This is a genomic window from Serratia sp. BFP-2025, assembly GCF_050880365.1.
GTDB lineage: Bacteria > Pseudomonadota > Gammaproteobacteria > Enterobacterales > Enterobacteriaceae > Serratia > Serratia surfactantfaciens.
On the sequence record NZ_JBPAFV010000001.1, the window covers coordinates 697,477 to 720,496 of the forward strand.

Annotated in this window: 20 protein-coding genes and 1 tRNA gene; 14 read left to right on the forward strand and 7 right to left on the reverse strand. The window is 62.1% G+C overall.

Going from position 1 to position 23,020, the window contains the following annotated elements:
* The first annotated feature begins 97 nt into the window (after nucleotides 1-97).
* Both hchA and ACRAWE_RS03325 read left to right on the forward strand, forming a co-directional pair.
* Entirely contained in the window at nucleotides 98-973 is an 876-nt protein-coding gene (hchA, locus tag ACRAWE_RS03320; RefSeq protein WP_211130156.1) for a glyoxalase III HchA, read from the forward strand.
* Nucleotides 970-1,698: a PA1136 family autoinducer-binding transcriptional regulator gene (locus tag ACRAWE_RS03325; protein ID WP_432524789.1), complete on the forward strand. Its 729-nt coding sequence runs from the start codon at nucleotides 970-972 to the stop codon at nucleotides 1,696-1,698. The genes hchA and ACRAWE_RS03325 overlap by 4 nt, the downstream gene beginning before the upstream one ends.
* On the opposite strand, the gene ACRAWE_RS03330 is transcribed toward ACRAWE_RS03325, so the two are convergent.
* Nucleotides 1,695-2,585: a LysR substrate-binding domain-containing protein gene (locus ACRAWE_RS03330; RefSeq protein ID WP_432524791.1), complete on the reverse strand. Its 891-nt coding sequence runs from the start codon at nucleotides 2,583-2,585 to the stop codon at nucleotides 1,695-1,697. The genes ACRAWE_RS03325 and ACRAWE_RS03330 overlap by 4 nt on opposite strands.
* Nucleotides 2,586-2,714: 129 nt before the next feature.
* On the opposite strand from ACRAWE_RS03330, the gene ACRAWE_RS03335 reads away from it, so the two are divergent.
* Nucleotides 2,715-3,287, forward strand: a complete 573-nt coding sequence (locus ACRAWE_RS03335) for a hypothetical protein (protein ID WP_432524793.1) — start codon at nucleotides 2,715-2,717, stop codon at nucleotides 3,285-3,287.
* Nucleotides 3,288-3,338: 51 nt separating this feature from the next.
* On the opposite strand, the gene ACRAWE_RS03340 is transcribed toward ACRAWE_RS03335, so the two are convergent.
* The 3 genes from ACRAWE_RS03340 to ACRAWE_RS03350 all read right to left on the reverse strand — a co-directional run bounded on the left by ACRAWE_RS03340 (nucleotide 3,339) and on the right by ACRAWE_RS03350 (nucleotide 7,199).
* Nucleotides 3,339-5,045: a hemolysin gene (locus ACRAWE_RS03340; protein WP_432524795.1), complete on the reverse strand. Its 1,707-nt coding sequence runs from the start codon at nucleotides 5,043-5,045 to the stop codon at nucleotides 3,339-3,341.
* 565 nt (nucleotides 5,046-5,610) lie between these two features.
* On the reverse strand, nucleotides 5,611-6,099 hold the full coding sequence (locus ACRAWE_RS03345; protein WP_197667768.1) for a GNAT family N-acetyltransferase: 489 nt from the start codon (nucleotides 6,097-6,099) through the stop codon (nucleotides 5,611-5,613).
* A gap of 179 nt (nucleotides 6,100-6,278) precedes the next feature.
* Nucleotides 6,279-7,199, reverse strand: a complete 921-nt coding sequence (locus ACRAWE_RS03350) for an AraC family transcriptional regulator (RefSeq protein ID WP_432524797.1) — start codon at nucleotides 7,197-7,199, stop codon at nucleotides 6,279-6,281.
* Between the two features lie 105 nt (nucleotides 7,200-7,304).
* Between ACRAWE_RS03350 and ACRAWE_RS03355 the strand changes: the two genes are divergently transcribed.
* Nucleotides 7,305-8,138 carry an oxidoreductase gene (locus ACRAWE_RS03355; protein ID WP_432525561.1) on the forward strand — a complete coding sequence of 278 codons (834 nt, stop codon included), beginning with the start codon at nucleotides 7,305-7,307 and terminating at the stop codon, nucleotides 8,136-8,138.
* 96 nt (nucleotides 8,139-8,234) lie between these two features.
* Here ACRAWE_RS03355 and ACRAWE_RS03360 read toward each other — a convergent pair.
* From ACRAWE_RS03360 to dpiA, 3 genes are all read right to left on the reverse strand, one after another.
* Nucleotides 8,235-8,310 (reverse strand) — tRNA-Asn (locus tag ACRAWE_RS03360).
* A gap of 114 nt (nucleotides 8,311-8,424) precedes the next feature.
* Complete coding sequence (locus ACRAWE_RS03365) at nucleotides 8,425-11,514, reverse strand: beta-galactosidase (RefSeq protein WP_432524799.1); 3,090 nt, start codon at nucleotides 11,512-11,514, stop codon at nucleotides 8,425-8,427.
* 102 nt (nucleotides 11,515-11,616) lie between these two features.
* Nucleotides 11,617-12,303, reverse strand: a complete 687-nt coding sequence (dpiA, locus tag ACRAWE_RS03370; protein ID WP_004940807.1) for a two-component response regulator DpiA — start codon at nucleotides 12,301-12,303, stop codon at nucleotides 11,617-11,619.
* 313 nt (nucleotides 12,304-12,616) lie between these two features.
* On the opposite strand from dpiA, the gene citC reads away from it, so the two are divergent.
* From citC to ACRAWE_RS03420, 10 genes are all read left to right on the forward strand, one after another.
* A complete protein-coding gene (gene citC / locus ACRAWE_RS03375; protein WP_004940809.1) occupies nucleotides 12,617-13,687 on the forward strand; it encodes a [citrate (pro-3S)-lyase] ligase in 1,071 nt (356 codons plus the stop codon).
* Nucleotides 13,687-13,995, forward strand: coding sequence for a citrate lyase acyl carrier protein (citD, locus tag ACRAWE_RS03380; RefSeq protein WP_019452464.1), 309 nt, complete (start codon nucleotides 13,687-13,689; stop codon nucleotides 13,993-13,995). The genes citC and citD overlap by 1 nt, the downstream gene beginning before the upstream one ends.
* A complete protein-coding gene (citE, locus tag ACRAWE_RS03385) occupies nucleotides 13,979-14,899 on the forward strand; it encodes a citrate (pro-3S)-lyase subunit beta (RefSeq protein ID WP_154746494.1) in 921 nt (306 codons plus the stop codon). Before citD ends, citE begins: the two co-directional genes overlap by 17 nt.
* Nucleotides 14,899-16,404 carry a citrate lyase subunit alpha gene (citF, locus tag ACRAWE_RS03390; RefSeq protein ID WP_004940815.1) on the forward strand — a complete coding sequence of 502 codons (1,506 nt, stop codon included), beginning with the start codon at nucleotides 14,899-14,901 and terminating at the stop codon, nucleotides 16,402-16,404. The genes citE and citF overlap by 1 nt, the downstream gene beginning before the upstream one ends.
* 3 nt (nucleotides 16,405-16,407) lie before the next feature.
* Nucleotides 16,408-16,956 (forward strand): citrate lyase holo-[acyl-carrier protein] synthase, encoded by a 549-nt coding sequence (citX, locus tag ACRAWE_RS03395; protein ID WP_033654921.1) that lies wholly within the window; start codon nucleotides 16,408-16,410, stop codon nucleotides 16,954-16,956.
* On the forward strand, nucleotides 16,937-17,821 hold the full coding sequence (gene citG, locus ACRAWE_RS03400) for a triphosphoribosyl-dephospho-CoA synthase CitG (protein WP_432524803.1): 885 nt from the start codon (nucleotides 16,937-16,939) through the stop codon (nucleotides 17,819-17,821). Before citX ends, citG begins: the two co-directional genes overlap by 20 nt.
* Nucleotides 17,822-17,846: 25 nt before the next feature.
* Nucleotides 17,847-19,310: an anion permease gene (locus tag ACRAWE_RS03405; protein WP_004940821.1), complete on the forward strand. Its 1,464-nt coding sequence runs from the start codon at nucleotides 17,847-17,849 to the stop codon at nucleotides 19,308-19,310.
* Between the two features lie 146 nt (nucleotides 19,311-19,456).
* Complete coding sequence (agp, locus tag ACRAWE_RS03410) at nucleotides 19,457-20,686, forward strand: bifunctional glucose-1-phosphatase/inositol phosphatase (protein ID WP_019452469.1); 1,230 nt, start codon at nucleotides 19,457-19,459, stop codon at nucleotides 20,684-20,686.
* Between the two features lie 161 nt (nucleotides 20,687-20,847).
* Nucleotides 20,848-21,540: a 4'-phosphopantetheinyl transferase family protein gene (locus tag ACRAWE_RS03415; protein WP_432524805.1), complete on the forward strand. Its 693-nt coding sequence runs from the start codon at nucleotides 20,848-20,850 to the stop codon at nucleotides 21,538-21,540.
* Nucleotides 21,541-21,730: 190 nt separating this feature from the next.
* Nucleotides 21,731-22,927, forward strand: coding sequence for an isochorismate synthase (locus ACRAWE_RS03420; protein WP_432524807.1), 1,197 nt, complete (start codon nucleotides 21,731-21,733; stop codon nucleotides 22,925-22,927).
* Nucleotides 22,928-23,020: the final 93 nt, after the last annotated feature.

Sequence of the window (23,020 nt, forward strand, 5' to 3'; positions counted from 1 at the left end):
GACGTCGCGAGGGTGATTGAGGGATATCCCTCATTGCGGCCCCGCCGGCGGTTATTTAAGCTGAAAGGGCAATGTAACGGTGAATATGGAGATAATCATGACTGATTCAGTGTCCAACGATCGTAAACCCACCCCGGACGTGGCGGAAGACAACGCGTTCTTCCCATCGCCTTACTCCCTCAGCCAGTACACCTCGTCCAAAACCGACTTCACGGGCGCCAGCTACCCGAACGCCTATCGCGGCGGTAAGTGGAAGGTGCTGATGATCGCCTCGCAAGAGCGCTACCTGCTGATGCAAAACGGCAAGTTCTTCTCTACCGGCAACCACCCGGTCGAGATGCTGTTGCCGATGTATCACCTGGATCTGGCCGGTTTCGAGATCGACATCGCCACGCCGTCCGGCGATCCGGTGAAGCTGGAGATGTGGGCGTTCCCGCATGAAGATGAAGCAGTCAAGGCCACCTACGAGAAGTACCGCAGCCAGCTCAAGCAGCCGAAAAAGTTGACGGAAGTGGTGAAGGATCTGGATGGCGGCAACTACCTCGGCGTTTTCATCCCCGGCGGCCACGGCGTGCTCAATGATATCCCGTTCAGCGAAGAGGTGAAAAAGACCCTGCACTGGGCGCATGACAACGATCGCTATGTGATTTCGCTGTGCCACGGGCCGGCCGGTTTGCTGGCGGCGGGCATTGGCGAGAGCAAAGAGGATTTCCTCTATCGCGGCTATGAGATGTGCGTGTTCCCGGACTCGCTCGATACCGGCGCCAACATCGACATCGGCTATATCCCCGGCCCGATGCCTTGGCTGGTGGGCGAACGCCTGCGCGAGCGGGGCGTTAAGATCGTCAACGCCGACATCACCGGCAAGGTGCATAAAGATCGGCGCCTGCTGACCGGCGACAGCCCGCTGGCTTCCAACAACCTCGGCAAACTGGCGGCAGAGACGCTGCTGGCCGACGTCGCCACGCGATGAGCGACGAGATCGCGCAGCGCGCTTTCCAGACGGCGCTGGCGATGGACCACGAGCGAACCCTGTCCGCCATTCAGGCGCGGGTTCGCGCCTTCGCCGCGCCGTTCGGTTTCGATCGCTTTGTGCTGTTTTCCGCTTCCGCCACGGCGGAGGCGGGGATCGAGCATATCTACTGGGTCGAGGGCGATTGGTTCGGCGACGGCGAGGCGGTCGATGCGTTGACCTACGTGCGGCACTGCCCGGTGACCCGGCACATGCTGCGGGCCAGCGAGCCGTTCTTCTGGACTAAAACCCGGGCGCAGCAGGGCGAGCGCTACCGGATTGTGCGCACGCCGCGCGGCGTCGGCCTGCACGGCGTGCAGATCCCGGTATTTGGCCCGGCCGGTTTGGAGGGGGCCGTCAGCCTGGGGGGCGAGCGCATCGATGCCTCGCCGCCGGTGCGGCTGGCGCTGTCGCTGGTGGGCACGGCGGCCTTTCTGGCGGCGCGGCGGTTGTTTGAACCGGCGGCTGGCGAGGGAGAGGGCCGGCTGTCGGCGCGCGAGCGCGAGGTGCTGAGCTGGACCGCCATCGGCCGGCGGCAGGCGGATATCGCTGCGATGCTCGGCCTGTCTGAACGCACGGTGGAAAACCACCTACGCCGCATTCGCCAACGCCTCGGCGCCGCCACCACCGCGCAGGCGATCAGCGTGGCGATCCGCCTGGGGGAGATCGCCCCCGAGAGCCGTTAGCCCGCCGCCATTTGCCGCAGCAGCCACTCGCGCAGCGCAATGATATCGGGGCGCTGCGCAGTTTCTTCGGTGGCCACCAGATAGTAGTTGGCGCCGGGTAACGCCATCTCGAACGGCGCGGCCAGCACGCCGCGCTGCAACAAATCGCGCGCCAGCAGCCGGCTGGCGATCACCACCCCCTGGCCCGCCACCGCCGCCTGCAGCGCATGGGTTTCGTCGCTGAAGGTCAGCCCGGCTTCCACGTTCAACCCTTCCGGCCCGTAGCGCCGTCGCCAGTTTTCCCAGGTCGGCGCGTCGGCGGGCACCTGCCGATGTTCCACGTGAAACAGCGTTACCCGCTGCAAATCTTCGATGCGCTCCAGCGCCAGCGCCGGGCTGGCCACCACGATAAAACGATCCTCATGCAGCAAGGTGCAGTGCAGATCGCTTTCCGGCGTTTCGCGGTAGCGAATGGCGACGTCCACGGTGCGCTGGCTGAGATCGACGCGCTCGACGCTGGTGTGCAGGCGCAGATCGATGGTGGGAAACTCCGCCTTGAAATCCGCCAGACGCGGCACCAGCCAGTGGGTGAGAAAATTGGAGGTGGTAGTGACGGTCAGCGCCGGCGGCTGCTGGGCGCGGGTGATTTGAGCGACGGACTGCTCCAGCGCGGCGAAGGCGCGCTGGGTGCCGGCATACAGGATCTCGCCGGTCTCGGTCAGGCTGACGCCCTGCGCGCTGCGCTCGCACACCCGGCATGCCAGCACCGACTCCAGCAGCTTGATCTGATGGCTGACCGCCGTCGCGCTGACGCCCAGCTCCTCGGCGGCCAGCTTGAAGCTGAGACAGCCGGCCACGGCGTGGAAGGCGCGCAGCGCGCCCAGCGGCGGCAAACGGGTTTTTCTCATGGCTGAGTTATTCTCATCTAAGGCTGAAAACTATGAGTTTGTCTGACCGAGTATACAAGAGATAGGCTACCGACATGTGAACAGGGAAATGAATTTATTTCATCATTTTCATCTTGTCGGGAGTGAGCGATGAGCCTCTATATCAACAACGGCGCCCTGGGCGCCATGGAACATACGGGAACGGCGGCGAGCGCCTTGGCGCTCAGCGTGCCGGTGGCAGCGGGCGCCTTGCTGCTGGAGACGGAAAGCCTGTTGGGCACCGGCGCCACCCTGACGCTGCTAACGGCCTTGGCGCTGGCGTTTCTTGGCGGCGGCGCGCTGGCCCGCCGGCGGGCGCTGCGCAATGGCCCGGCGTTGATCGTTCTCCGCTATGGCTTTTTGCTGGCGGCGGCGGGGTGGTTATTCACGCTGCTGATGCTGTTCGGTGGCCATGACTGGCTGGCCCTGCTGCCGGGCATCGCCCTCGGCGGCCTGGGCCAGGGCGTAGCCTACCGCACGGCGGTGGGGGAGAAAGCGGCGTTCGCCGTGGCGTGCAGGCTGACGACGGTGATGACCACCGCGGCGGTGGTGGTTGCCGTTTTGCTGGTGCAGACCTATGCCGCGCCGGAGATAAAGGGAGCCTGTTTCGCGCTGGCGTTGCTGGTCGATTTGGCGTTGCTGGGGGCGCTGATGGCGCGGATTGCGGAGCGAGACAGGGAGTGAGTCGCCGCGCTGAAGGTAAATAGCCCGCCCGGGGAAACGGGCGGGCTTTATTTAGGCGGCCGCCAGCTCTTGCGGCGTAACGTTTTGCAAACCGACAAGCTGTATGGCCGGCTGCTCTAGCGTGATGCCGAAGTCGCCTTGCGCCCAATTGTAGATATTGACGACGTGTTGATTGAGCGCGCTTTCACCCTGCATGAATATCGACAGATCCTGCGTATGGGTTTGCGCGTTGTAGTTCAGTGAGAAGCTGCTGTTTGAGCCTTCGGCGCCGAAGGCCAGCAGGTGATTATCGATAGACAGGGAAGAGGCCTGTAAAAAGCCCAGCTCGAAGCTGTCGTCGATGTAGATATTGTGAGTCTGCTTTACGGGAATATTCAGCAGGCTGTTAGGGAAGGGCACATCGTTGGACAGCATGCTCAGGTTCACGCCGAGATAATCCTGCGGCGCGCTCCCACCCGGCGCAGTGGTATAGCCGTGCTCGAAGCGAATCTCGCTGGAGCCTTTGCCCAGGTTGACCTCCAGACCGTTGGCCGGCGTCAGCACCCGATCGTTAAAGGTGACGTTATCCTTAAAGTCCGTCAGCTTCACCGCCTCGATGTTGTACAGCCCGTCCTTGAAGCCATACAGCCCGATGCCGTTTTTCTCGATCACCCCGCGCCCGCCGTAGCTGCCCTGAGCGTCAAACTTCAGGTTTACCCCGTGCGACAGGCTGGAATAATCGACCGTATCATGGCCGCTGCCGCCGTCGATGACCGTCCAGCCGTAGTTGCCGGCGTTGTTTTGCCAGCCGCGCGGCACGCTGATGGTGTCGTCGCCGCTGCCGGTGTTAACGGCGATATTGCCGAACGCCAACGTGAAATCATCGTCATACAGCGTACCGACGCGGTACAGATTCGGCGTGGACAGCACGTCGGCAATGTCGTTGAAAATCGCCGAGCCGATATCCAGCTTGCCGGGAATGATGCTGCCGCCGCCGGTCACGCTGCTGCCGTAGGATTCGGTGTAGAAATCACGCGCCGCCTCGGCGGCCAGGCGGATGGTCTCGTGGCCAATGCCCAGGGTGGTCAAATAGGTGGGCACTTCGCCCGCCAGCAGCGTTTCAACCACGTAACTGAGGTTTTTCATCTGCATGGAGACCTGCGCCGCCGCAATCAGATCGTAGGTGCCGCCTTCCACCTTAAAGGCCGAGGTGTCGTTGGTCGCCACCCATTCGGTAAAGAACGAAGTGTCGCCTAAATAGGAGAACAGCGTGGTGCCGGCCCAGGGGGAATAGTTGGGGGCACCGGTCGAGGAGGCGTCGGTGAACACTTCGGATGCCGCCGCACCGGCGTCGATCAGGCCAACCTCGTGAATATCCGGCACTTTGGCGCTGGTGGGCGGGGCATCCGGCAGCGGCGCGTTAGGATCGCTGCTCAGATCGACGCCAAACAGCGTTTTGGCGAAGTTTTTGGCGATGTTGTCGGAGGCGTTCTGAATGCGCGTCTCCCAGTCATCGGGGACATGCCCGGTGCGCAGCTCATACTGCAGCTTGGTTTGGTCGCGAATGTAATGGGCAAACGCCCCCTGATTCGAGTTCACGCCATAGGCGCCTTTAATCCAGGTATAGACCGCGATATCCACGCCCTGAATAGGCTGGTTGGCATGGTTGGGATCGGTGAGCGCATCGACGGATGCGGCATACACGGCCGGCCAGTCGCCGGCTTTGGCAGCCTCCCAAATCGCTTGCAGTTTTTCTCGGTCGGTAATGACGTAAGCCATATAAACACTCCTTGTTGCTGAGAGATTGCTTAGAAATTCAACATGATGAATGGAGGTGCGCGATGGAATAAACCGAAACCCGTACAGCCAGAAACGCGCATGCCGCGAGCCGCAGCGAACGATGGGCAGCAGGCACCCATAGCGAAAGGATAGACGCAACTTGCCGAGCGCGAAAAATTCGCTTATCGATTGTTTTTACAGGATTATTGCTGTAAATCGGCGGGTTAACCCGCGTATTGGCATCAGAAAGGAATATCCGTCAGCTGAGTTAGGAATCTTCTTAGATAAAAGAGTGGGTTTCGCTGGTGGGGGTTGGCCAAACGTTGGCGTTATGGCGGTGGTTGTGGTTACCGCTTTGCGGATTTACACCGACGGCAACGCAGGAGGGCTCTGGCGCTGCTGGGGCGTGGAATGGGGTGGGGAAATGCTGGAGTGGGTAATCTGACGGTCGGCTGTGTGCCAGAAGCGGACATTGATGATGTGAAGATATATAGTGGTAGATTGCCTATCGATAGTTGATATTACCCGAGATTGTCTCCGAAAATTATGATTAACGGATTGCTGATCAGTCGGATCCTAGCAAAAGACTCATATCAAAACCAGTTATCCGAAAACCAAACTCTTTATATAATTTTAAAGCCCTTTGATTGTCCGGTGACACTCTGAGTTCCACCTCATATGCGCCCTGTTGAGTCAGCTCATTCAGGAATGCACGGATAAAATCCCGACCCATTCCCTTACCCTGAAATTCTGGGAGAAGCATTATATCTGACAAAAAGGCTGAGTTATCTTCCAGGCTGAACCACAGATATCCCGCAGCCTGACTGTCATGTTCATAAGTTCTAAAATGGTTATTTTGAGTATTGATTCCCGCTGGCAAGGCTGTTTTAAATGATTTCGACGCCTCTATCTGGGCTTTTTTACGACTGTACCGATGATTTGCCATCAGGTCTTCAACATAGTCATTTAAAGAGAGGTCCCCCCAGAGGTCAAACTCGTTGTCATGCATGGGCCTATAAATTGATTTGGGGATTTTTGACTGTTTTGTTTTCAATTTACTGTCTCATTCTTAATAGCAACGTAACGCATACTTAGTACTACTCTACCGAATTATCCGCCGATTCAGCATGATAAAATTATATCATATAGCTTTGTCAACTGAACGTAATTTTGCTGACGCCGAAGTCAGCATTTCGCTCATAGCGGACTATCGTTCGCCTGACCAAATAAGCCTCAGTGCGATGAAACAAATACCGACGCAGGCTGCGCGGGCGGAATGGCGAAGTGACGCTGCATGCGTTTTATCTCCTCTGCTGGTGGCAGGCCAAACAGACGCTTGAATTCGCGGTTAAATTGCGATGGGCTTTCATAGCCAACGGCGTAACTCGCGGCGGCGGCGGTGATTTGTTGGCGTACCATCAGCATCCGTGCCTGGTGCAGGCGTACCGATTTCACATACTGCATTGGCGGCATCTGCGTTATCGCTTTGAAATGGCTATGAAAGGTCGGCACGCTCATGCCGACCATCATCGCCAGCTGCGTCAGCGTTAACGGCTCCGCGTAAGCGGCATGGATGTGCTGCAACGCTTTACCGATTTTGCCAAACTGGCCCTGCAAGGCCAATGCGGCACGCATTGCGTTGCCCTGTGCGCCTGTCAGTACGCGGAAATAAAGCTCACGCACCCGCGCCGGGCCGAGGATCGCTGCCTCAAGCGGGTTAGCCAGGACTTCAAGTAAGCGAAGTACGGCCATTTTTACCGCGCCGTCCATGGGGCTCGACATCATGCTTTGCGGCGCGACGGGAGGATGCGGGGCGCCATGCTGTTCAATCTGCAACATCAGTTCCGCGGCAAGCTGAAAATCCAGATGCATATAAATCGCCAGCAGCGGATGTGCTGCCGACGCGTCGGTTTCCATCACAAACGGTACCGGCACCGAAACCGCCAGGTAGTGCTGCTCATCATATAAATAGGTCTGTTGACCGAAATAGCCGCGTTTGCTGCCCTGGCAGACGATCACGATCCCCGGATCGTAAAGCACCGGCGTCCTGGCAAGAGGGCGATCGGAACGCAAAATTCGCACATCAGGTAGGGCAGTGAGGTTGTATCCCTCTTGCACCGCAAGTCTATTCATCAGGGAAATCATGTCGGACATTCCACCACCTCATAAAATCAGGCAAGAAAAAGAGAAAATACGGCCTAAAAATGCGGCAGAGCAGAGAATACCATGCAACCTTCATGGTTCATGGGAGTTCTTTTTATGGCATCTGCAAAAACGATTTTAATTACCGGCGTCAGCAGTGGCTTTGGTCAGGCGCTGGCGCGGGAAGCCCTCGCCGTGGGGCATCGGGTTATAGGGACGGTGCGCAACAGCGAAGCGCTGCAGGCTTTCGGTGCGCTCGATACGCAGCGGGCTTTTGGCTATCTGCTTGATGTCACGGACGATGAACGTATTGATGAGGTGGTTGGAGAGATAGAGTCCGCCGTCGGTCCGATAGATGTGCTGGTGAACAATGCCGGTTACGGCCATGAAGGCATTCTGGAAGAATCCCCGCTTGCAGAGCTGCGCCGCCAGTTTGACGTCAATGTGTTTGGCGCGGTGGCGATGATCAAAGCCGTGCTACCGGGCATGCGCCAGCGCCGTCGGGGCCACATTATCAATATCACCTCAATGGGCAGTTTCATTACCTTGCCCGGTATCAGCTATTACTGCGGCAGCAAATTTGCACTGGAAGGAATATCAGAAACGTTAAGTAAAGAGCTTGCCCCGTTCAACCTACACGTGACCGCAGTGGCGCCCGGCTCGTTTCGAACGGACTGGGCCGGGCGTTCAATGGTACGCAGCCCTCGCCGTCTCCCTGACTATGACGCGTTATTTGAACCTGTTCGTCAGGCGCGTCAGGAAAAAAGCGGCAAGCAACTCGGCGATCCGGTTAAGGCGGCTCACGCCATGCTGGCATTGATCGAGAGCGGGAACCCACCCACACATCTGTTGTTAGGCAGTGACGCATTAAGTTTGGTGCGGCAAAAGCTCGAGGCGTTAGGTCAGGAAATTGAACAATGGGAGAAACTCACCCGTTCAACGGATGGCTGAACGGTGTCGGGTAGCGAGAGTGCAGGGGATAATTGAGTATAACCGCCCAACAGCAAAAAGCCCGCTCAGGTTTCCCTGAGCGGGCTTCTCTAAATATGGCTCCTCTGACTGGACTCGAACCAGTGACATACGGATTAACAGTCCGCCGTTCTACCGACTGAACTACAGAGGAATCGTGTGAACGGGGCGAATAATAGCGAGGCGCCGCAGGCATGTCAAAGGCGGATTACACATTCTGTGACTGTTTGCTTACAGAATGCGCAACCCGTTGAGTTTTTTGGCAGATTTAGCCCTCGATCGCCCGCTGCAGGCGCAGCTGATAGCGGTAAACGCCGGCGGTGAGCAGGTAATCCCGGTGCACGCTCGGGCTCCAGGAGTCGTCGCCGCCCACCCCCATGTGGAAGCCGTCCAGATGCAGCCAGGTGCCTGCTTCCGGCTGCAGCAGATGCTGGTGGCTGCAGGCCATCAGCTGTTGCAGGCCGTAGCGGCTGAGCGAGAAATGGAAGCGGCCGTCGATGCGCCAGCCGCCGTAGCGCAGGCTGCGGGTGTCGCAGCGCAGGCCGTTCTCGCCGGGGAAAATATACGGCGTGTGCAGATCCGCCAGCGGCAGGCGCCAGCGCCCATGCTGCGCGGCCAGGCGGCGATCCGGGTAGTTCTCGTGCGGGCCCAGGCCCAGCCACTCGGCGTGCGGCTGCACCGTCGCCAGTTGGCAGTGCAGGCCGATGCGCGCCGGGGGCGGCAGAGTATCGGCCACCTCGACCTCCACGTTCACGCTCACTGCGCCCAGCGCATCGAACAGCCATTGTTTGCGGCTGATCAGCAGAATCTGCCCGTCCACGCCGAACTGGTGTTCGCTCACCACCTGCACGCCGTTTTGCAGCGCATCGGCCTGCAGCCGCGAGCAGCGCTCCTCCAGCCGGTACAGGCCCGCCAGCTTCCAGCGTTCGACCCAGGCGTTGGGATCGATATGATCCGCCTCGCTGACGCCGATGTCGTTGTCGATCGGCGCGCGCGCAAAGCCGTCGCGCAGCGGCGTCAGCAGCTGCGGCTGTTCGTTTTGCCACCACTGCGTCAGGTGGCCGCTGCTGCGATCGAAGCGCCAGCGCTGGTCGCCGTGGGTGAGGGTCAGCCCCTGATCGTCTTCAATCAGCGTCGGCGGCACGCCCTGTGCGGGCGGTGGCGCGGGATGCAGCGCACGCGGCACCCGCCACTGATCCCAGGCGCAGCGGTGGTGCGCTTCAGACCAGTCGGTGGCCTGCGGTTGTACCACCTCCACGTTCAGCCACAGCTCGCCGGGCTGATGCAGCATCGGCAGGCGATCGAGCAGGGTGAAGCTAGCGCTGCCCTGCGGCGCCAGCGCCAGATCGAAGCTGCCGCTGGCGCGCTCCACGCCGTCCAGCTCCAGCCGCCAGTTGAGCTGTTCGTTGTCGGTGTGGCGGAACAGGTAATCGCTGGTGACGGTCAGCGTCAGCGAGGCGGCGTCGAAGGCGAAGTGGAACAGCTGCTGCGCCCGCTGCGCTTCGAACAGCGCCGGGTGCGGGGTGCGATCCGCGAACACCAGCCCGTTCAGGCAGAACTGGCGATCGTTGGGGGTATCGCCGAAGTCGCCGCCGTAGGCCCAGTACTCTTCGCCTTGGGCGTCGCGCCTGATCAGCGCCTGATCGACCCAGTCCCAGACAAAGCCGCCCTGCAGGCGCGGATAGTGGTGGAACGCGCGCCAGTAGCGCTCAAAGCCGCCGAAGCTGTTGCCCATCGCATGGGCGTATTCGCACAGGATCAGCGGCCGCTGTTCCTCCGGCAGACCGATCCACTTACCGATTGCCCATTTGGGCACCGCCGGGAACGGCTGATCCTGATCCACCCGCGCATACATCGGGCAGATGATGTCGGTGGCGGCGGTGTCGGCGCCGCCGCCTTCATATTGCACCGGGCGGGTCGGATCCTGGCTTTTCACCCAGCGGTACAGCGCGTCGTGGTTCACGCCGTGGCCGGACTCGTTGCCCAGCGACCAGATAATGATGCAAGGGTGGTTGCGATCGCGCTGCACCATGCGGGTGACGCGCTCGCTCATCGCCGGCAGCCACAGCGGATCGTCAGCCAGCCGGTTCATCGGCCGCATGCCGTGGGTCTCGATATTGGCTTCGTCCACCACGTACAGCCCGTAGCGGTCGCAAAGCCGATACCACAGCGGGTGGTTGGGATAATGCGAGCAGCGCACCGCGTTGAAGTTGTGCTGCTTCATCAGCAGGATGTCGTGGCGCATCGTCGCTTCGTCCATCACCTGGCCGTGGCGCGGATGATGCTCGTGGCGGTTAACGCCGCGGATCAGCAGCGGCTGCCCGTTAAGCTTCAACAGCCCGCCGCTGATTTCCACCTGGCGGAAGCCGATGTCATAGGCTTCCACTTCGATAATCTCCCCCTCGGGGGAGAGCAGGGCGACGGTGGCGCGATACAGCGCGGGCGTTTCGGCGCTCCACAGCGCGGGGTGCTCCACCGGCAGGCGCAGCGTGACGCGGTCGTCATAGGCGCCGCGTTCGTCCACCATCTCGCCGCCGAGTGGCTGGGTGCGTTCGGCCACCTGGGCGCCGTCGCGCCACAGCTGCACCTGTACTTGCAGTGGGCCGGGCCGGTTGGCACGCGCCGTTACCACCAGTTCGCCGCGGGTAAAGCTGTCATGCAGCGGGGTGGTGAGGCGGATATCGCTCAGGTGCGCGGCGGGTTTGTGCAGCAGGCTGACGTCGCGGAAGATGCCGCTCATGCGCCACATATCCTGATCTTCCAGGTAGCTGCCGTCGCACCAGCGCAGCACCATCACCGCCAGCCGGTTTTCACCCGGCTGCAGCCACGGGCTGAGATCGAACTCCGCCGGCAGGCGGCTGTCCTGCGAATAGCCGACCCAGTGGCCGTTGCACCATAAATAGAACGCCGAGTTGACGCCGTCGAAGATGATGCGCGTCTGGCCGGCGACCAGCCAGGCCGGATCGACGCTGAAGGTGCGCGAGTAGCAGCCGGTGGGGTTGTCTTCCGGCACGCGTGGCGGATCGACCGGGAATGGATAGCGCACGTTGGTGTAGATCGGCGCGTCGTAGCCGGCGAGCTGCCAGTTGCCCGGCACCGCCAGCGGGGCGGCGTCCGGCAGATCCTGCTGCAGCCAGCCTTCCGGTGCCGCCTGCGGGCACGGGAAATAGCTGAAGCGCCATTCGCCGTTCAGCGACTTGCGGCTGGCGCTGGGGGCATCGTCGCGCGCGTCCTCCACCGTGCGCCAGCTGGCGAACGGCGGGTGGGCGTCCAGCCGGCGGTAGTGGGTGCAGGCCGGGTTTTGCCAGTCACGGCGGGCGAGGATCTCGGTCAGGGAAGCAAGGGGCGCAGCAGGCATCGGCGATCGTCCAGTTGGCTAGGTGATGCTCACCAAGATGCTGACCGGCGCATAAAAAGTAAAGCGGTTACACGCAACCTTGCAAGGGCGATCAAATAACCGTTAATGCGGCTCGCCGGCGCGATAGATCCGCTGTGGGCGGCCCACCTTGCCGTAAATGATCTCGGCGCGCAGCTGCTGCGCGGCGGTGCAAAATTCCAGATAACGGCGCGCGGTGGTGCGGCTGAGCCCCATTTTTTGCGCAACGCTTTCAGCGGTGTGGCGCGCGGCGGGTTCGGCGAACAGCGCGCGGATCTTACCCAGCGTCAGCTCGTCGATGCCGGCGGGCAGCGCCGCCTGCTGTTCGCCGCGGGCGTAGGTGTTGAACATCTCGTCAATGCGGCGTTGGTTGAGGCGCGCCTTGTCCTTCAGCGCTTCGCGGCGTTGGCTGAAGCGCTGAAGGGTCTGGCTCAGCCGGTCATAGGCCAGCGGTTTGATCAGGTAGTCGAACACGCCGTAACGCAAAGCCTCGGCCACGGTGGCCATGTCGCTGGCGGCGGTAATGAACACGATGCCGCCGCGATAGCCGCTCAGCGTCAGTTCGCGCAGCAGGGTGATGCCCTGGCCGTCGGGCAGAAAGTTGTCCAGCAGGATCAGGTCCGGCTTGAAGCGTTCGGTCATGGCGCGGGCCTGCGCCAGCGTACCGGCCAGCCAAATCTGGCGGCAGCCGCCGTTCTGGCGGATAAACTCCGCATGCATCTCCGCCAGCGGCGTTTCGTCTTCAACGATCAGGATGTTCAGCCATTCCATAATGAAACCTACTATTGCAATCAAGATGCTAAATGAATGTAAGTAAATTGCGGCGTCAAATAAAGATTATCTCAATAATAAACACCATAAGATTAATTAAGCAAATAAAGAACATTAAATAACTTATTAACCGGGGACGGTTTGTGAAATAGGTCAATAATCCGCGTTTTTTTTCTGTTTACCATTGGTTTATCGAGTGCGATGTCGTGTTTATCTTCATGGTTTTTAAGGTTTTAATTAACCTTGTCAATGTTAATTAAAAAGCCTTTTTGTATTTAACTTGTTGTTTGTCAGTTAACCCAGAGAGCGTGTTATGTTAGGCGATGCCGTATTTAATCGGGTAAAGCGATCGGATCATAAAGCGATTTCGGAAATAAGCGCCTTCTTGCGCAGTAACGATCTGAATATCGACACTACGGTTGAAATATTTATTACCGTTACCCAGCACGACAAATTGGTCGCCTGCGGCGGCATCGCCGACAATATTATCAAATGCGTCGCCATCAGTCCGCTGATGCGCGGCGAAGGGTTGGCGCTGGCGCTGGCGACCGAGCTGGTGAACCTGGCCTACGAGCGGCACCATACCCAGCTGTTTATCTACACCAAGGTGCAGAACGAGCCGCTGTTCCGCCAGTGCGGTTTCTACCCGATCGCCACCGTGCCGGGCATCGTGGTGCTGATGGAAAACAGCCCGTGCCGCCTGAAGCGCTATGCCGCCCAACTGGCGAGCCAGCGCCGGCCGGGCGACACCATCGGCAGCATCGTGATGAACGCCAACCCCTTCACCCGCGGGCATCAGTATCTGGTGCGTCAGGCGGCCAAGCGCTGCGACTGGCTGCACCTGTTTCTGGTGAAGGAAAACACCTCGCGCTTCAGCTATGAAGACCGGCGCCGGCTGGTGCTGGCCGGCACCGCCGATATCCCCAACCTCACGGTACACGAAGGCTCGCAGTACGTGATCTCGCGCGCCACCTTCCCCTGTTACTTCATCAAGGACCAGGGCGTGGCCGACGACTGTTACACCGAAATCGATCTGAAGATCTTCCGCCAGTATCTGGCACCCGCGCTGGGCATTACGCACCGCTTCGTCGGCAACGAGCCGTTCTGTGCGGTGACCGCGAAATACAACCGCGACATGCGCTACTGGCTGGAAACGCCGGCGCTGCCCAGCCCGCCGATCGCGCTGGTGGAAATCGAGCGTTTGCAATATCAGGGCACGGCGATCTCCGCCTCCTGGGTGCGCAAGCTGCTGGCGGCGGGGGACTTCCACGCCGCCGCGCCGCTGGTGCCGCCGGACACCCTGTACTACCTGCAGGATCTGCAAACGCAGCGCCGGGCCAAGGCGGCCCCGCATCCTTTTGAGTCCGCACAATCAGGTGAATGATGAAAATTATCCGAGAAGCAATGGCCGGCACGCTGGAATCCAGCGATGTCATGGTGCGCATCGCGCCCGCCGAGGGGCCGCAGCACGATCTGCTGATCGCCAGCAGCGTGGAAAAACAGTTCGGCGCGGCTATCCGCCACACCTTGCTGGAAGTGCTGCAGCGTTATGAGGTGGAGCCGGTGCAGGTGATCGTCGACGACAAAGGCGCGCTAGACTGCGTGCTGCGCGCCCGGCTGGAAACCGCGCTGATGCGCGCCTGCGAGGGCGGCCAACTGCCGTGGGAGGCGAAAGATGAAAACGCTGAATAAAACCCGGCTGCGCCGCAGCATGCTGTTCGTTCCCGGCGCCAACGCGGCGATGGTCAGCAACGCCTTTATCTATCAGGCCGACGCGCTGATGTTCGATCTGGAAGACTCGGTGATCCTGCGTGAAAAAGACGCGGCGCGCCGGCTGGTGTACCACGCGCTGCAGCACCCGCTGTACCAGGAAGTGGAAACCATCGTGCGCGTCAATGCGCTCGACTCCGCCTACGGCCTGGCGGACCTGCAGGCGGTGGTGCGCGGCGGCGCAGACATCGTGCGCCTGCCGAAGACCGACAGCGCGCAGGACGTTATCGACATGGAGCGCGAGATTGCCGCCATCGAAGCGGCCTGCGGCCGGCCGGTCGGCAGCACCGGGCTGTTGGCGGCGATCGAATCGGCGCAGGGCATCACCAACGCGGTGGCGATCGCGCACGCTTCGCCGCGTCTTATCGGCATCGCGCTGGGGGCGGAAGACTATGTACGCAATCTGCGCACCGAACGCTCGCCGGAAGGCATCGAGCTGCTGTTCGCCCGTTGCTCGCTGCTGCAGGCGGCGCGCGCCGCCGGCATTCAGGCGTTCGACACCGTCTACTCCGACGCCAATAACGAGGCCGGTTTCCTGCATGAGGCGGCGCTGATCAAACAGCTCGGCTTCGACGGCAAATCGCTGATCAACCCGCGCCAGATTGAGCTGCTGCACAACCTGTACGCGCCGACCGCCAAAGAGGTGGCGCACGCGCAGCGGGTGGTGGATGCCGCCGAAGCGGCGGAGCGGGAAGGACGCGGCGTGGTGTCGCTCAACGGAAAAATGGTCGACAGCCCGGTGATTGAACGCGCCCGGCTGGTGCTGGAGCGCGCCGCGCTGTCCGGCTTACGGGAAGAACCGGCGCAGCACGGAGAGGAAGCATGATGAACCGCCAACAACGATTGATGACCTTCGCCAACCCGGCGGATCTGCCGGGCTATCAGGACGTCTCCAAGGCCAATCTGCAGGCGCGCAAACCGCGCGATCTCAAGCTGTGCGATTCCTTGCAAGAGGCGGTGCGCCGCAGCGGATTGCAGGACGGCATGACCATCTCTTTCCACCATGCGTTTCGCGGCGGCGATTTGACCCTCAACCAGGTGATGGAGACGCTGGCGGCGATGGGGTTCCGCAACCTGACGCTGGCCTCCAGTTCGCTGACCGATTGCCACGCGCCGTTGGTTGAACACATTCGCCACGGCGTGGTGAGCCGCATTTACACTTCCGGGTTGCGCGGCCCGCTGGCGGACGCCGTTTCACGCGGGCTGCTGGCGGAGCCGGTGCAAATTCATTCGCACGGCGGCCGGGTCAACCTGATCGAATCCGGCGAGCTGAAGATAGACGTGGCCTTCCTCGGCGTGCCGGCCTGCGATGAGTTCGGTAACGCCAACGGCTACAGCGGTGAAGCCTGCTGCGGCTCGCTCGGCTATGCGCGGGTGGACGCCGAGGCGGCGGGCACCGTGGTGCTGTTGACCGAGCAACTGGTGCCGTATCCGCATCATCCCGCCAGCCTGGCGCAGGATCGGGTGGACCTGATCGTGCAGCTGGAGCGGGTGGGGGACGCCGACAAGATCGGCGCCGACGCCACGCGCATGACCTCGAACCCGCGTGAGCTATTGATCGCCCGCCGCGCCGCCGAGGTGATCGCCGGCTCCGGCTACTTCACCGAAGGCTTCTCGCTGCAAACCGGCACCGGCGGCGCCTCGCTGGCGGTGACCCGGTTCCTGGAGGACAAGATGCGCGCCCGCGGCATTCGCGCCGCGTTCGCCCTCGGCGGCATCACCTCGACCATGGTGGATCTGCACGAGAAAGGGCTGATCGGCAAGCTGCTGGACGTGCAGAGCTTCGATCGGGCGGCGGCGACCTCGCTGGCGCGCAACCCGCGCCATATCGAAATCAGCGCCAACCAGTACGCCAACTTCAGCTCCAAGGGGGCGTCGGTCGATCGGCTCGACGTGGTGGTGCTGAGCGCGCTCGAGATCGATACCGGTTTCAACGTTAACGTGCTGACCGGCTCCGACGGCGTGCTGCGCGGCGCGTCCGGCGGCCACTGCGACACCGCCGCCGCCGCGCGGCTGGCGATCATCGTCGCGCCGCTGGTGCGCGGGCGCATTCCGACGCTGGTGGAGCAGGTGACCACCTGCGTCACGCCGGGCTCCAGCATCGACATTCTGGTGACCGACCACGGCATCGCCGTCAACCCGGCGCGGCCGGAGCTGGCGCAGCGCCTGCGGGAGGCTGGGCTCGAGGTGGTGAGCATCGACTGGCTGCGCGCCCGCGCGCTGCAGCTGACCGGCGAACCGCAGCCGATCGCCTTTACCGACAAGGTGGTGGCGGTAGTGCGCTACCGCGACGGCTCGGTGATCGACGTGGTGCATCAGGTGGCGGAGTAACCGATGGCCGCCGTCGATCCCCAACTGGCCGCCGAACGCGCGGTCAGCCTGCCGGAGCTGCTCACCAGCCGCGAATGCCGCCAGGCGCGCCAGCAAGCGTGGCTGGCGCAGCACGAGTGCACGCTGCTGGTGCTGACGCTGGTGGTACCCGGCCCGGTGAAGGACAGCGCGCTGACGCGCGGCATCTTCAACCTGGGGTGGGCGGCGCTGCTGCGGCTGTGCGCCGAACAGGGCTGGCCCAGCCCGCAGGCCGAAGCGCTGGCGCTCTCCACCGGCTGCGAAGGGTTTGTCGCGCTGCGCGCCGATGCCCAGCGGGTGAAGGACTGCGCCATGCAGCTGGAGGTGAGCCGCCCGATCGGCCGGCTGTGGGACATCGACGTGTTGGATACGCAGGGGCGCATTTTGTCGCGCCGCGATATCGGCCTGCCGGAACGGCGCTGTTTGCTGTGCGGCCAACCGGCCAAGATCTGCGCCCGCCAGCGGCGGCACAGCAGCGAGCAACTGCTGCATGAAATGGAAAGGATGTTCAACGATGCGATCTCTGCCGATTAATCTGCCCGCCCGCCGTGCCGAACCGGCCTGCGACTTCGCCCGCGCCGCCTTTCGCGCGCTGCTGGTGGAAGTCAATCTCACGCCCAAGCCGGGGCTGGTGGATCGCCATAACACCGGCGCCCACCGCGACATGGATCTCGGGCATTTTTACCGCAGCGCCCGCGCCATCGGCGTGTGGCTGCCGCGCTTTATCCAACGCGGGCGCGAAGACGCGGCTCTGCCGGCAGAGCAGCAGCTGGCGCGGCTGCGGCCGCTGGGCCTGGCTTGCGAAAACCAGATGTTTCGCGCCACCGGCGGCATTAACACCCACAAAGGCAGCGTGTTCTCGCTCGGGTTGCTGTGCGCCGCCTTCGGCCGCCTGCAGCAACAGGGGCGCGCCATCGGCGCAGCGGCGCTGTGCGCCGAAACGGCGGCGATGTGTCGGGGGCTGGTGGACCGCGAGCTGCGGCGCAACAACGCCGGGCAGACCGCCGGCCAGCGGCTGTTCGTTGCCTACGGCCTCAGCGGCGCGCGCGGCGAGGCGGAAGCCGGTTTTCGGCTGGTGCTGGACGGCGCGCTGCCGCTGTATCGGCAACGGTTGGCCGCTGACGGCGACGAACAGCGGGCGCTGCTGGACAGTCTGCTGTGGCTGATAGCCCACAACGGTGACACCAACGTCGCCTCGCGCGGCGGCATGCACGGACTGCGCTGGCTACGGCGCCGGGCGGCGTTGCTGCTGGCGCAGGGCGGCTCGGCCGGGGAGGCGGGCCTGGCGCGCCTGCGGCGCTTCGATGCCGACTGCATTGCCCGCAACCTCAGTCCCGGCGGCAGCGCCGACTTGTTGATAGTGACCTGGCTGCTGGCGCAGCTGGGTGCCCAAGAATAATAACCAAGCCTTCAGGAGAGTCCCCATGTCCCAAACCCAGGAAAAGATCTGGAAAGCGATAGCGCCGCTGGCGGTGCTCGCGATCCTGTTATTGATACCGGTGCCCGACGGCATGCCGCCGCAGGCGTGGCACTACTTCGCCATCTTCGTGGCGATGATCGTCGGCATGATTCTGGAGCCGATCCCGGCCACCGCCATCAGCTTTATCGCCGTGACCGTCAGCGTGCTCAGCGCCAACTGGGTGCTGTTCGGCGCGCAGGAACTGGCGGAGCCGGGCTTCAAGGCCGGCAAAGAGGCGCTGAAATGGGGGCTGGCGGGCTTCTCCAGCACCACCGTCTGGCTGGTGTTCGGCGCCTTTATCTTCGCGCTGGGCTACGAGGCCACCGGGCTGGGGCGGCGCATCGCACTGTTCCTGGTGAAGTTCATGGGCAAGCGCACGCTGACGCTGGGCTATGCGGTGGTGATCATCGATATCCTGCTGGCGCCGTTCACGCCGTCCAACACTGCGCGCACCGGCGGCACCGTGTTCCCGGTGGTGAAAAACCTGCCGCCGCTGTTCGACTCTTTCCCTAACGATCCCTCCTCGCGCCGCATCGGTGGTTACCTGATGTGGATGATGGTGGTCGGTACCAGCATCAGCTCCTCGATGTTCGTCACTGGCGCTGCGCCGAACGTGCTGGGCATCGAGTTCGTCGGCAAGATCGCCGGGGTGCACATCAGCTGGATGCAGTGGTTCCTGGCGTTCCTGCCGGTCGGTCTGCTGTTGCTGATCATCGCGCCGCTGATTTCCTATTACCTGTACAAACCGGGCGTGACCCACAGCAGCGAAGTGGCCGCCTGGGCGGATACCGCGCTGGGGGAAATGGGCAAGCTGACGCGCAAGGAATACACCCTGATCGGCCTGGTGCTGCTCAGCCTGTGCCTGTGGGTGTTTGGCGGCAAAATGCTGGACGCCACCGCGGTGTGTCTGCTGGCGGTGTCGCTGATGCTGGCGCTGCACGTGGTGTCGTGGAAAGAGATCACCAAATATTCCAGCGCCTGGAACACGCTGGTTAACCTGGCGACGCTGGTGGTGATGGCCAACGGCCTGACGCGCTCCGGCTTTATCGACTGGTTCGCCCAGACCATGAGCACCCATCTGGACGGCTTCTCGCCGAACATGACGGTGGTGGCGCTGGTGCTGGTGTTCTACTTCGCCCACTATCTGTTCGCCAGCCTGTCGGCGCACACCGCCACCATGCTGCCGGTGATCCTGGCGGTCGGGAAAGGGCTGCCGGGCGTGCCGATGGAGCAGCTGTCGATGCTGCTGGTGCTGTCGATCGGCATCATGGGCGTGCTGACGCCGTACGCCACCGGGCCGGGGGTTATCATCTACGGCTGCGGCTACGTGAAATCGAAAGACTACTGGCGCCTGGGCGGCATTCTCGGCGTGGTGTACATCGCCGCGCTGCTGCTGATCGGCTGGCCGATCATGAGCCTGTGGTACTGAGTTGGACTACAGCGGCCGCCGCCCGGTGGCCGCTGGTACGATCTTTTCCCGTGAACCCTGTCACACACTTGTCACACTAACCCCGCCATCATACTCAGGCAAACGCTAACACCTTAAAAATAATCATTTTCCGGGAGCCTCTGCGGATGAGAAAAAAAACGTTATTGCTGTGCCTGCCTTTGTTATTCACCGGGAACGCGCTGGCGGAAGCCGGCGGTTATCAACTGGAACAGGTGCTGGTGATGAGCCGCCATAACCTGCGTGCGCCGCTGGCCAATAACGGCAGCGTGCTGGCGCAGTCTACGCCGAAGGCCTGGCCGGCCTGGGAAACGCCGGGCGGCCAGCTGACCACCAAGGGCGGGGTGCTGGAAGTGTACATGGGGCACTACTTCAATGCCTGGCTGAAGCAGACCGGCCTGTTGCCGCAAGAGGGCTGCCCGACCGCCGGCAGCGTGTATGTCTACGCCAACAGCCTGCAGCGCACGGTGGCCACCGCGCAGTTCTTCAGCAACGGCGCGTTCCCGGGCTGCGACGTCAGCGTGCACCATCAGGACAAGATGGGTGAGATGGATCCGACCTTCAACCCGATCATCACCGACACTAGCGAAGCCTTCAATCAGCAGGCGCTGGCGGCGATGAACGCCGCGCTGGGATCGCTGAAGCTGGACGCCTCTTACCAACAGCTGGCGAAGATCATCGATTACAAGGATTCCGCCGCCTGCAAGACCGACAAACACTGCGATCTGACCAAAGAAGCCAGCGTGATGAGCGCGGTGCCGGGCAAAGAGCCGGGCGTCTCCGGCCCGCTGCGGGTGGGCAACTCGCTGGTAGACGCCTTTATGCTGCAGTACTACGAAGGTTTCCCGATGAAAGAGGTGGCCTGGGGCAAAATCGCCACCCCGCATCAGTGGAAACAGCTGGCGCAGCTGAAAGACGGCTATCAGGATTCGCTGTTCACCTCGCCGGTGGTGGCGCAAAACGTCGCCAAACCGCTGCTGACCTATATCAACAACGCGCTGCTCGGCGAGCGCAAACCGGACGCGCCGAAGCTGACGGTGCTGGTCGGCCACGACTCCAATATCGCTTCGCTGCTGTCGGCCATGCAGTTCCAGCCGTATCAGCTGCCGCAGCAGTATGAGAAAACGCCGATCGGCGGCAAGCTGGTGTTCCAACGCTGGCGCGACGCGCAGAACGACCGTGAATTGCTGAAGATCGAGTACGTCTATCAGTCCACCGAACAGCTGCGCAAGGCGACGCCGCTGACGCTGCAAACCCCGCCGCAGCGCGTAACGCTGGCGCTGAAAGGTTGCCCGATCGACAAGGACGGTTTCTGCGCCTGGAGCGATTTCGAAAAGACCATGAAGGGTATCCTGTAATGCCCAGCCTCTCTCCCGACCGCGGGGGAGAGGTCTCTTCTCATCCCGGCTAACGCGCCGCCGTGCCGGCCTTAACGCCATTTATTTTGCCCAGAGTCATTGTTGCAGGCCGTTTCGGGGGCTAACATCATCAGCCTGCCTGCTTATCATGGATACTGCCGTTGCCCACTTTTATCCGCAATATCGACTTTTTCACGCCGGACGGTTATCCGGGCCAGGTGGCGCGCTGCCAGTTTGCGTTGGCGGAGTATCACGACGACAGTTTTTCTGCATTGGGCTTTACGCTGCCGGATCATCTGGCGCGCGCGGTGCCGAAGCGCCGTGCGGAGTATCTGGCCGGACGCGTTCTGGCGCGGCAGCTGTTGGCGCCGCTCGGTTTCGCCGATTTCACTCTGGCGCGCGGCGAAGATCGCGCGCCGCAGTGGCCGGCTGGCATCGCCGGTGCGCTGAGCCATAATTCGAATACCGCGCTGTGCGCCGTGCACCGCGAGAGCGGGCTGGGCGGCGTTGGGCTGGATGTGGAGACGCTGCTGTCTGACGAGCGGGCGGAGGAGCTGTGGGGGGCGATCGTTTCGCCGACGGAGCGCGAGGCGTTGCTGCGCGAGGCGCTGCCGTTCAACGCGCTGCTGACGCTGACGTTTTCCGCCAAAGAGAGCCTGTTCAAGACGCTTTATCCGCAGGTGCGCTGTTACTTTGACTTTCTTGATGCGCGCATGACGGCCGTGGATGTGCAGCGGCAGACGTTCGTATTAGAGCTGCTTAAGACATTGACGCCGCATTGCCCCGCCGGGCGCCGGTTCAGCGGGCGTTTTTGGCGTGAAGGTGACGACGTCACGACCTTTATTTTTTGCTAAAACACAATAATAACAGTGTGTTATTTATTTCTGTGCCGTAACGCGGATTTGCCGCGGCGCGCCGAAAGATTCATTCACCGGTGATTGACCCACGGTGGGGATCCGGTGTAATTTACCATCCTTTTTATGGCTAATGATAATTATTCGCATAAACATTATCATTGGTGAGGCGCAACAAAGGAGTGGTCTTGTGGCGACACTGACGACAGATAACCAAACCTTCCCCGGGTTTGTGTACGCCGAGCAATCGACCTTTTTGTACCGGTCCGAATTCCGTTCACTTTCCGCCGACGGCGTGTTCGAGCGCATTGAGACGCCGGCGTTCGGCGGCGAAGGCGAACAGGAAGGCGGCGCGCTGACTCAGCACATCCGCCAGGCGCTGGCGCGCGCCAAAGCCGCCGGTCAGGCGGCGCCGGTGGTGGTGGGCGCCATTCCGTTCGATACGCGCCGGCCTTCCAGCCTGTACGTGCCTGAAAATTGCCAGTTTGTCGCCAACGACAGCTTTACCCGCGCCGCGCGCCCGATGCTGCAACAGCCGCATCGTCTTGCCGCCTGCACCAGCATTCCCGACGAACCGCGCTTCAAGCATGCGGTGGCGGAAGCGGTCAGCCGCTTTAAACAAGGCAAACTGGACAAGGCGGTGCTGTCGCGCATCCTCGACATCGAGCTGGAACAGCCGGTGGCGGGCCACCAGATCTTCAATAACCTGATGGTGCAGAACCCGACTGGTTACCACTTTTCCCTGCCGTTGGCCGATGGCGGCGTGCTGATCGGCGCCAGCCCGGAACTGCTGATCCGCAAGCAGGGCGGCGAGATCCACACCAATCCGCTGGCGGGCTCGGCGCGCCGTCAGGACGATGCGCAGCAGGATCGCCTCGGTAGCGAGCGCCTGATGCGCTCGACCAAAGACAAATATGAACACAAGCTGGTGATAGAGGATATTCGCCGGCATCTGGCGCCGCTGTGCGCCAGCCTGAGCGTGCCCAGCGGCCCGTCGCTGCTCAGCACCGGCACCATGTGGCACCTGTCCACCCGCATTCGCGGGGAGTTGCTGAACCCGACGCTCAACGTGATGCAGCTGGCTTGCCTGCTGCATCCGACACCGGCGCTGTGCGGCTTCCCGACCGAGAGCGCCCGCCAGCTGATCGCCGATTTGGAGCCGCACGATCGTGGCCTGTTCAGCGGCATCGTCGGCTGGTGTGACGCCAACGGCGACGGCGAGTGGGCGATCGTCATCCGCAGCGGTCTGCTGCACGGTAACCGGGTGCGGCTGTTCGCCGGCGCGGGCATCGTCGCCGCTTCGACGCCGCAGTCCGAGTGGATGGAAACCGCCGCCAAACTGGGCACCATGCTCAACGCTTTCGGCCTGAACAGCGGCGCGCTGTAGGGCCTCTTTGCGGCGCAGTGTGCGCCGCGCCATACGCTTTCGCAGGAGACAACGATGAACAACAACATGACCCGGCTGTGCGCCCGGATGGCG

Bases quoted from the DNA above. Each gene is read 5' to 3' on its own strand.
- hchA (WP_211130156.1), top strand. From the start codon at position 98: ATGACTGATTCAGTGTCCAACGATCGTAAACCCACCCCGGACGTGGCG.
- ACRAWE_RS03325 (WP_432524789.1), top strand. From the start codon at position 970: ATGAGCGACGAGATCGCGCAGCGCGCTTTCCAGACGGCGCTGGCGATG.
- ACRAWE_RS03330 (WP_432524791.1), bottom strand. From the start codon at position 2,585: ATGAGAAAAACCCGTTTGCCGCCGCTGGGCGCGCTGCGCGCCTTCCAC.
- ACRAWE_RS03335 (WP_432524793.1), top strand. From the start codon at position 2,715: ATGAGCCTCTATATCAACAACGGCGCCCTGGGCGCCATGGAACATACG.
- ACRAWE_RS03340 (WP_432524795.1), bottom strand. From the start codon at position 5,045: ATGGCTTACGTCATTACCGACCGAGAAAAACTGCAAGCGATTTGGGAG.
- ACRAWE_RS03350 (WP_432524797.1), bottom strand. From the start codon at position 7,199: ATGTCCGACATGATTTCCCTGATGAATAGACTTGCGGTGCAAGAGGGA.
- ACRAWE_RS03355 (WP_432525561.1), top strand. From the start codon at position 7,305: ATGGCATCTGCAAAAACGATTTTAATTACCGGCGTCAGCAGTGGCTTT.
- ACRAWE_RS03365 (WP_432524799.1), bottom strand. From the start codon at position 11,514: ATGCCTGCTGCGCCCCTTGCTTCCCTGACCGAGATCCTCGCCCGCCGT.
- dpiA (WP_004940807.1), bottom strand. From the start codon at position 12,303: ATGGAATGGCTGAACATCCTGATCGTTGAAGACGAAACGCCGCTGGCG.
- citC (WP_004940809.1), top strand. From the start codon at position 12,617: ATGTTAGGCGATGCCGTATTTAATCGGGTAAAGCGATCGGATCATAAA.
- citD (WP_019452464.1), top strand. From the start codon at position 13,687: ATGAAAATTATCCGAGAAGCAATGGCCGGCACGCTGGAATCCAGCGAT.
- citE (WP_154746494.1), top strand. From the start codon at position 13,979: ATGAAAACGCTGAATAAAACCCGGCTGCGCCGCAGCATGCTGTTCGTT.
- citF (WP_004940815.1), top strand. From the start codon at position 14,899: ATGAACCGCCAACAACGATTGATGACCTTCGCCAACCCGGCGGATCTG.
- citX (WP_033654921.1), top strand. From the start codon at position 16,408: ATGGCCGCCGTCGATCCCCAACTGGCCGCCGAACGCGCGGTCAGCCTG.
- citG (WP_432524803.1), top strand. From the start codon at position 16,937: ATGCGATCTCTGCCGATTAATCTGCCCGCCCGCCGTGCCGAACCGGCC.
- ACRAWE_RS03405 (WP_004940821.1), top strand. From the start codon at position 17,847: ATGTCCCAAACCCAGGAAAAGATCTGGAAAGCGATAGCGCCGCTGGCG.
- agp (WP_019452469.1), top strand. From the start codon at position 19,457: ATGAGAAAAAAAACGTTATTGCTGTGCCTGCCTTTGTTATTCACCGGG.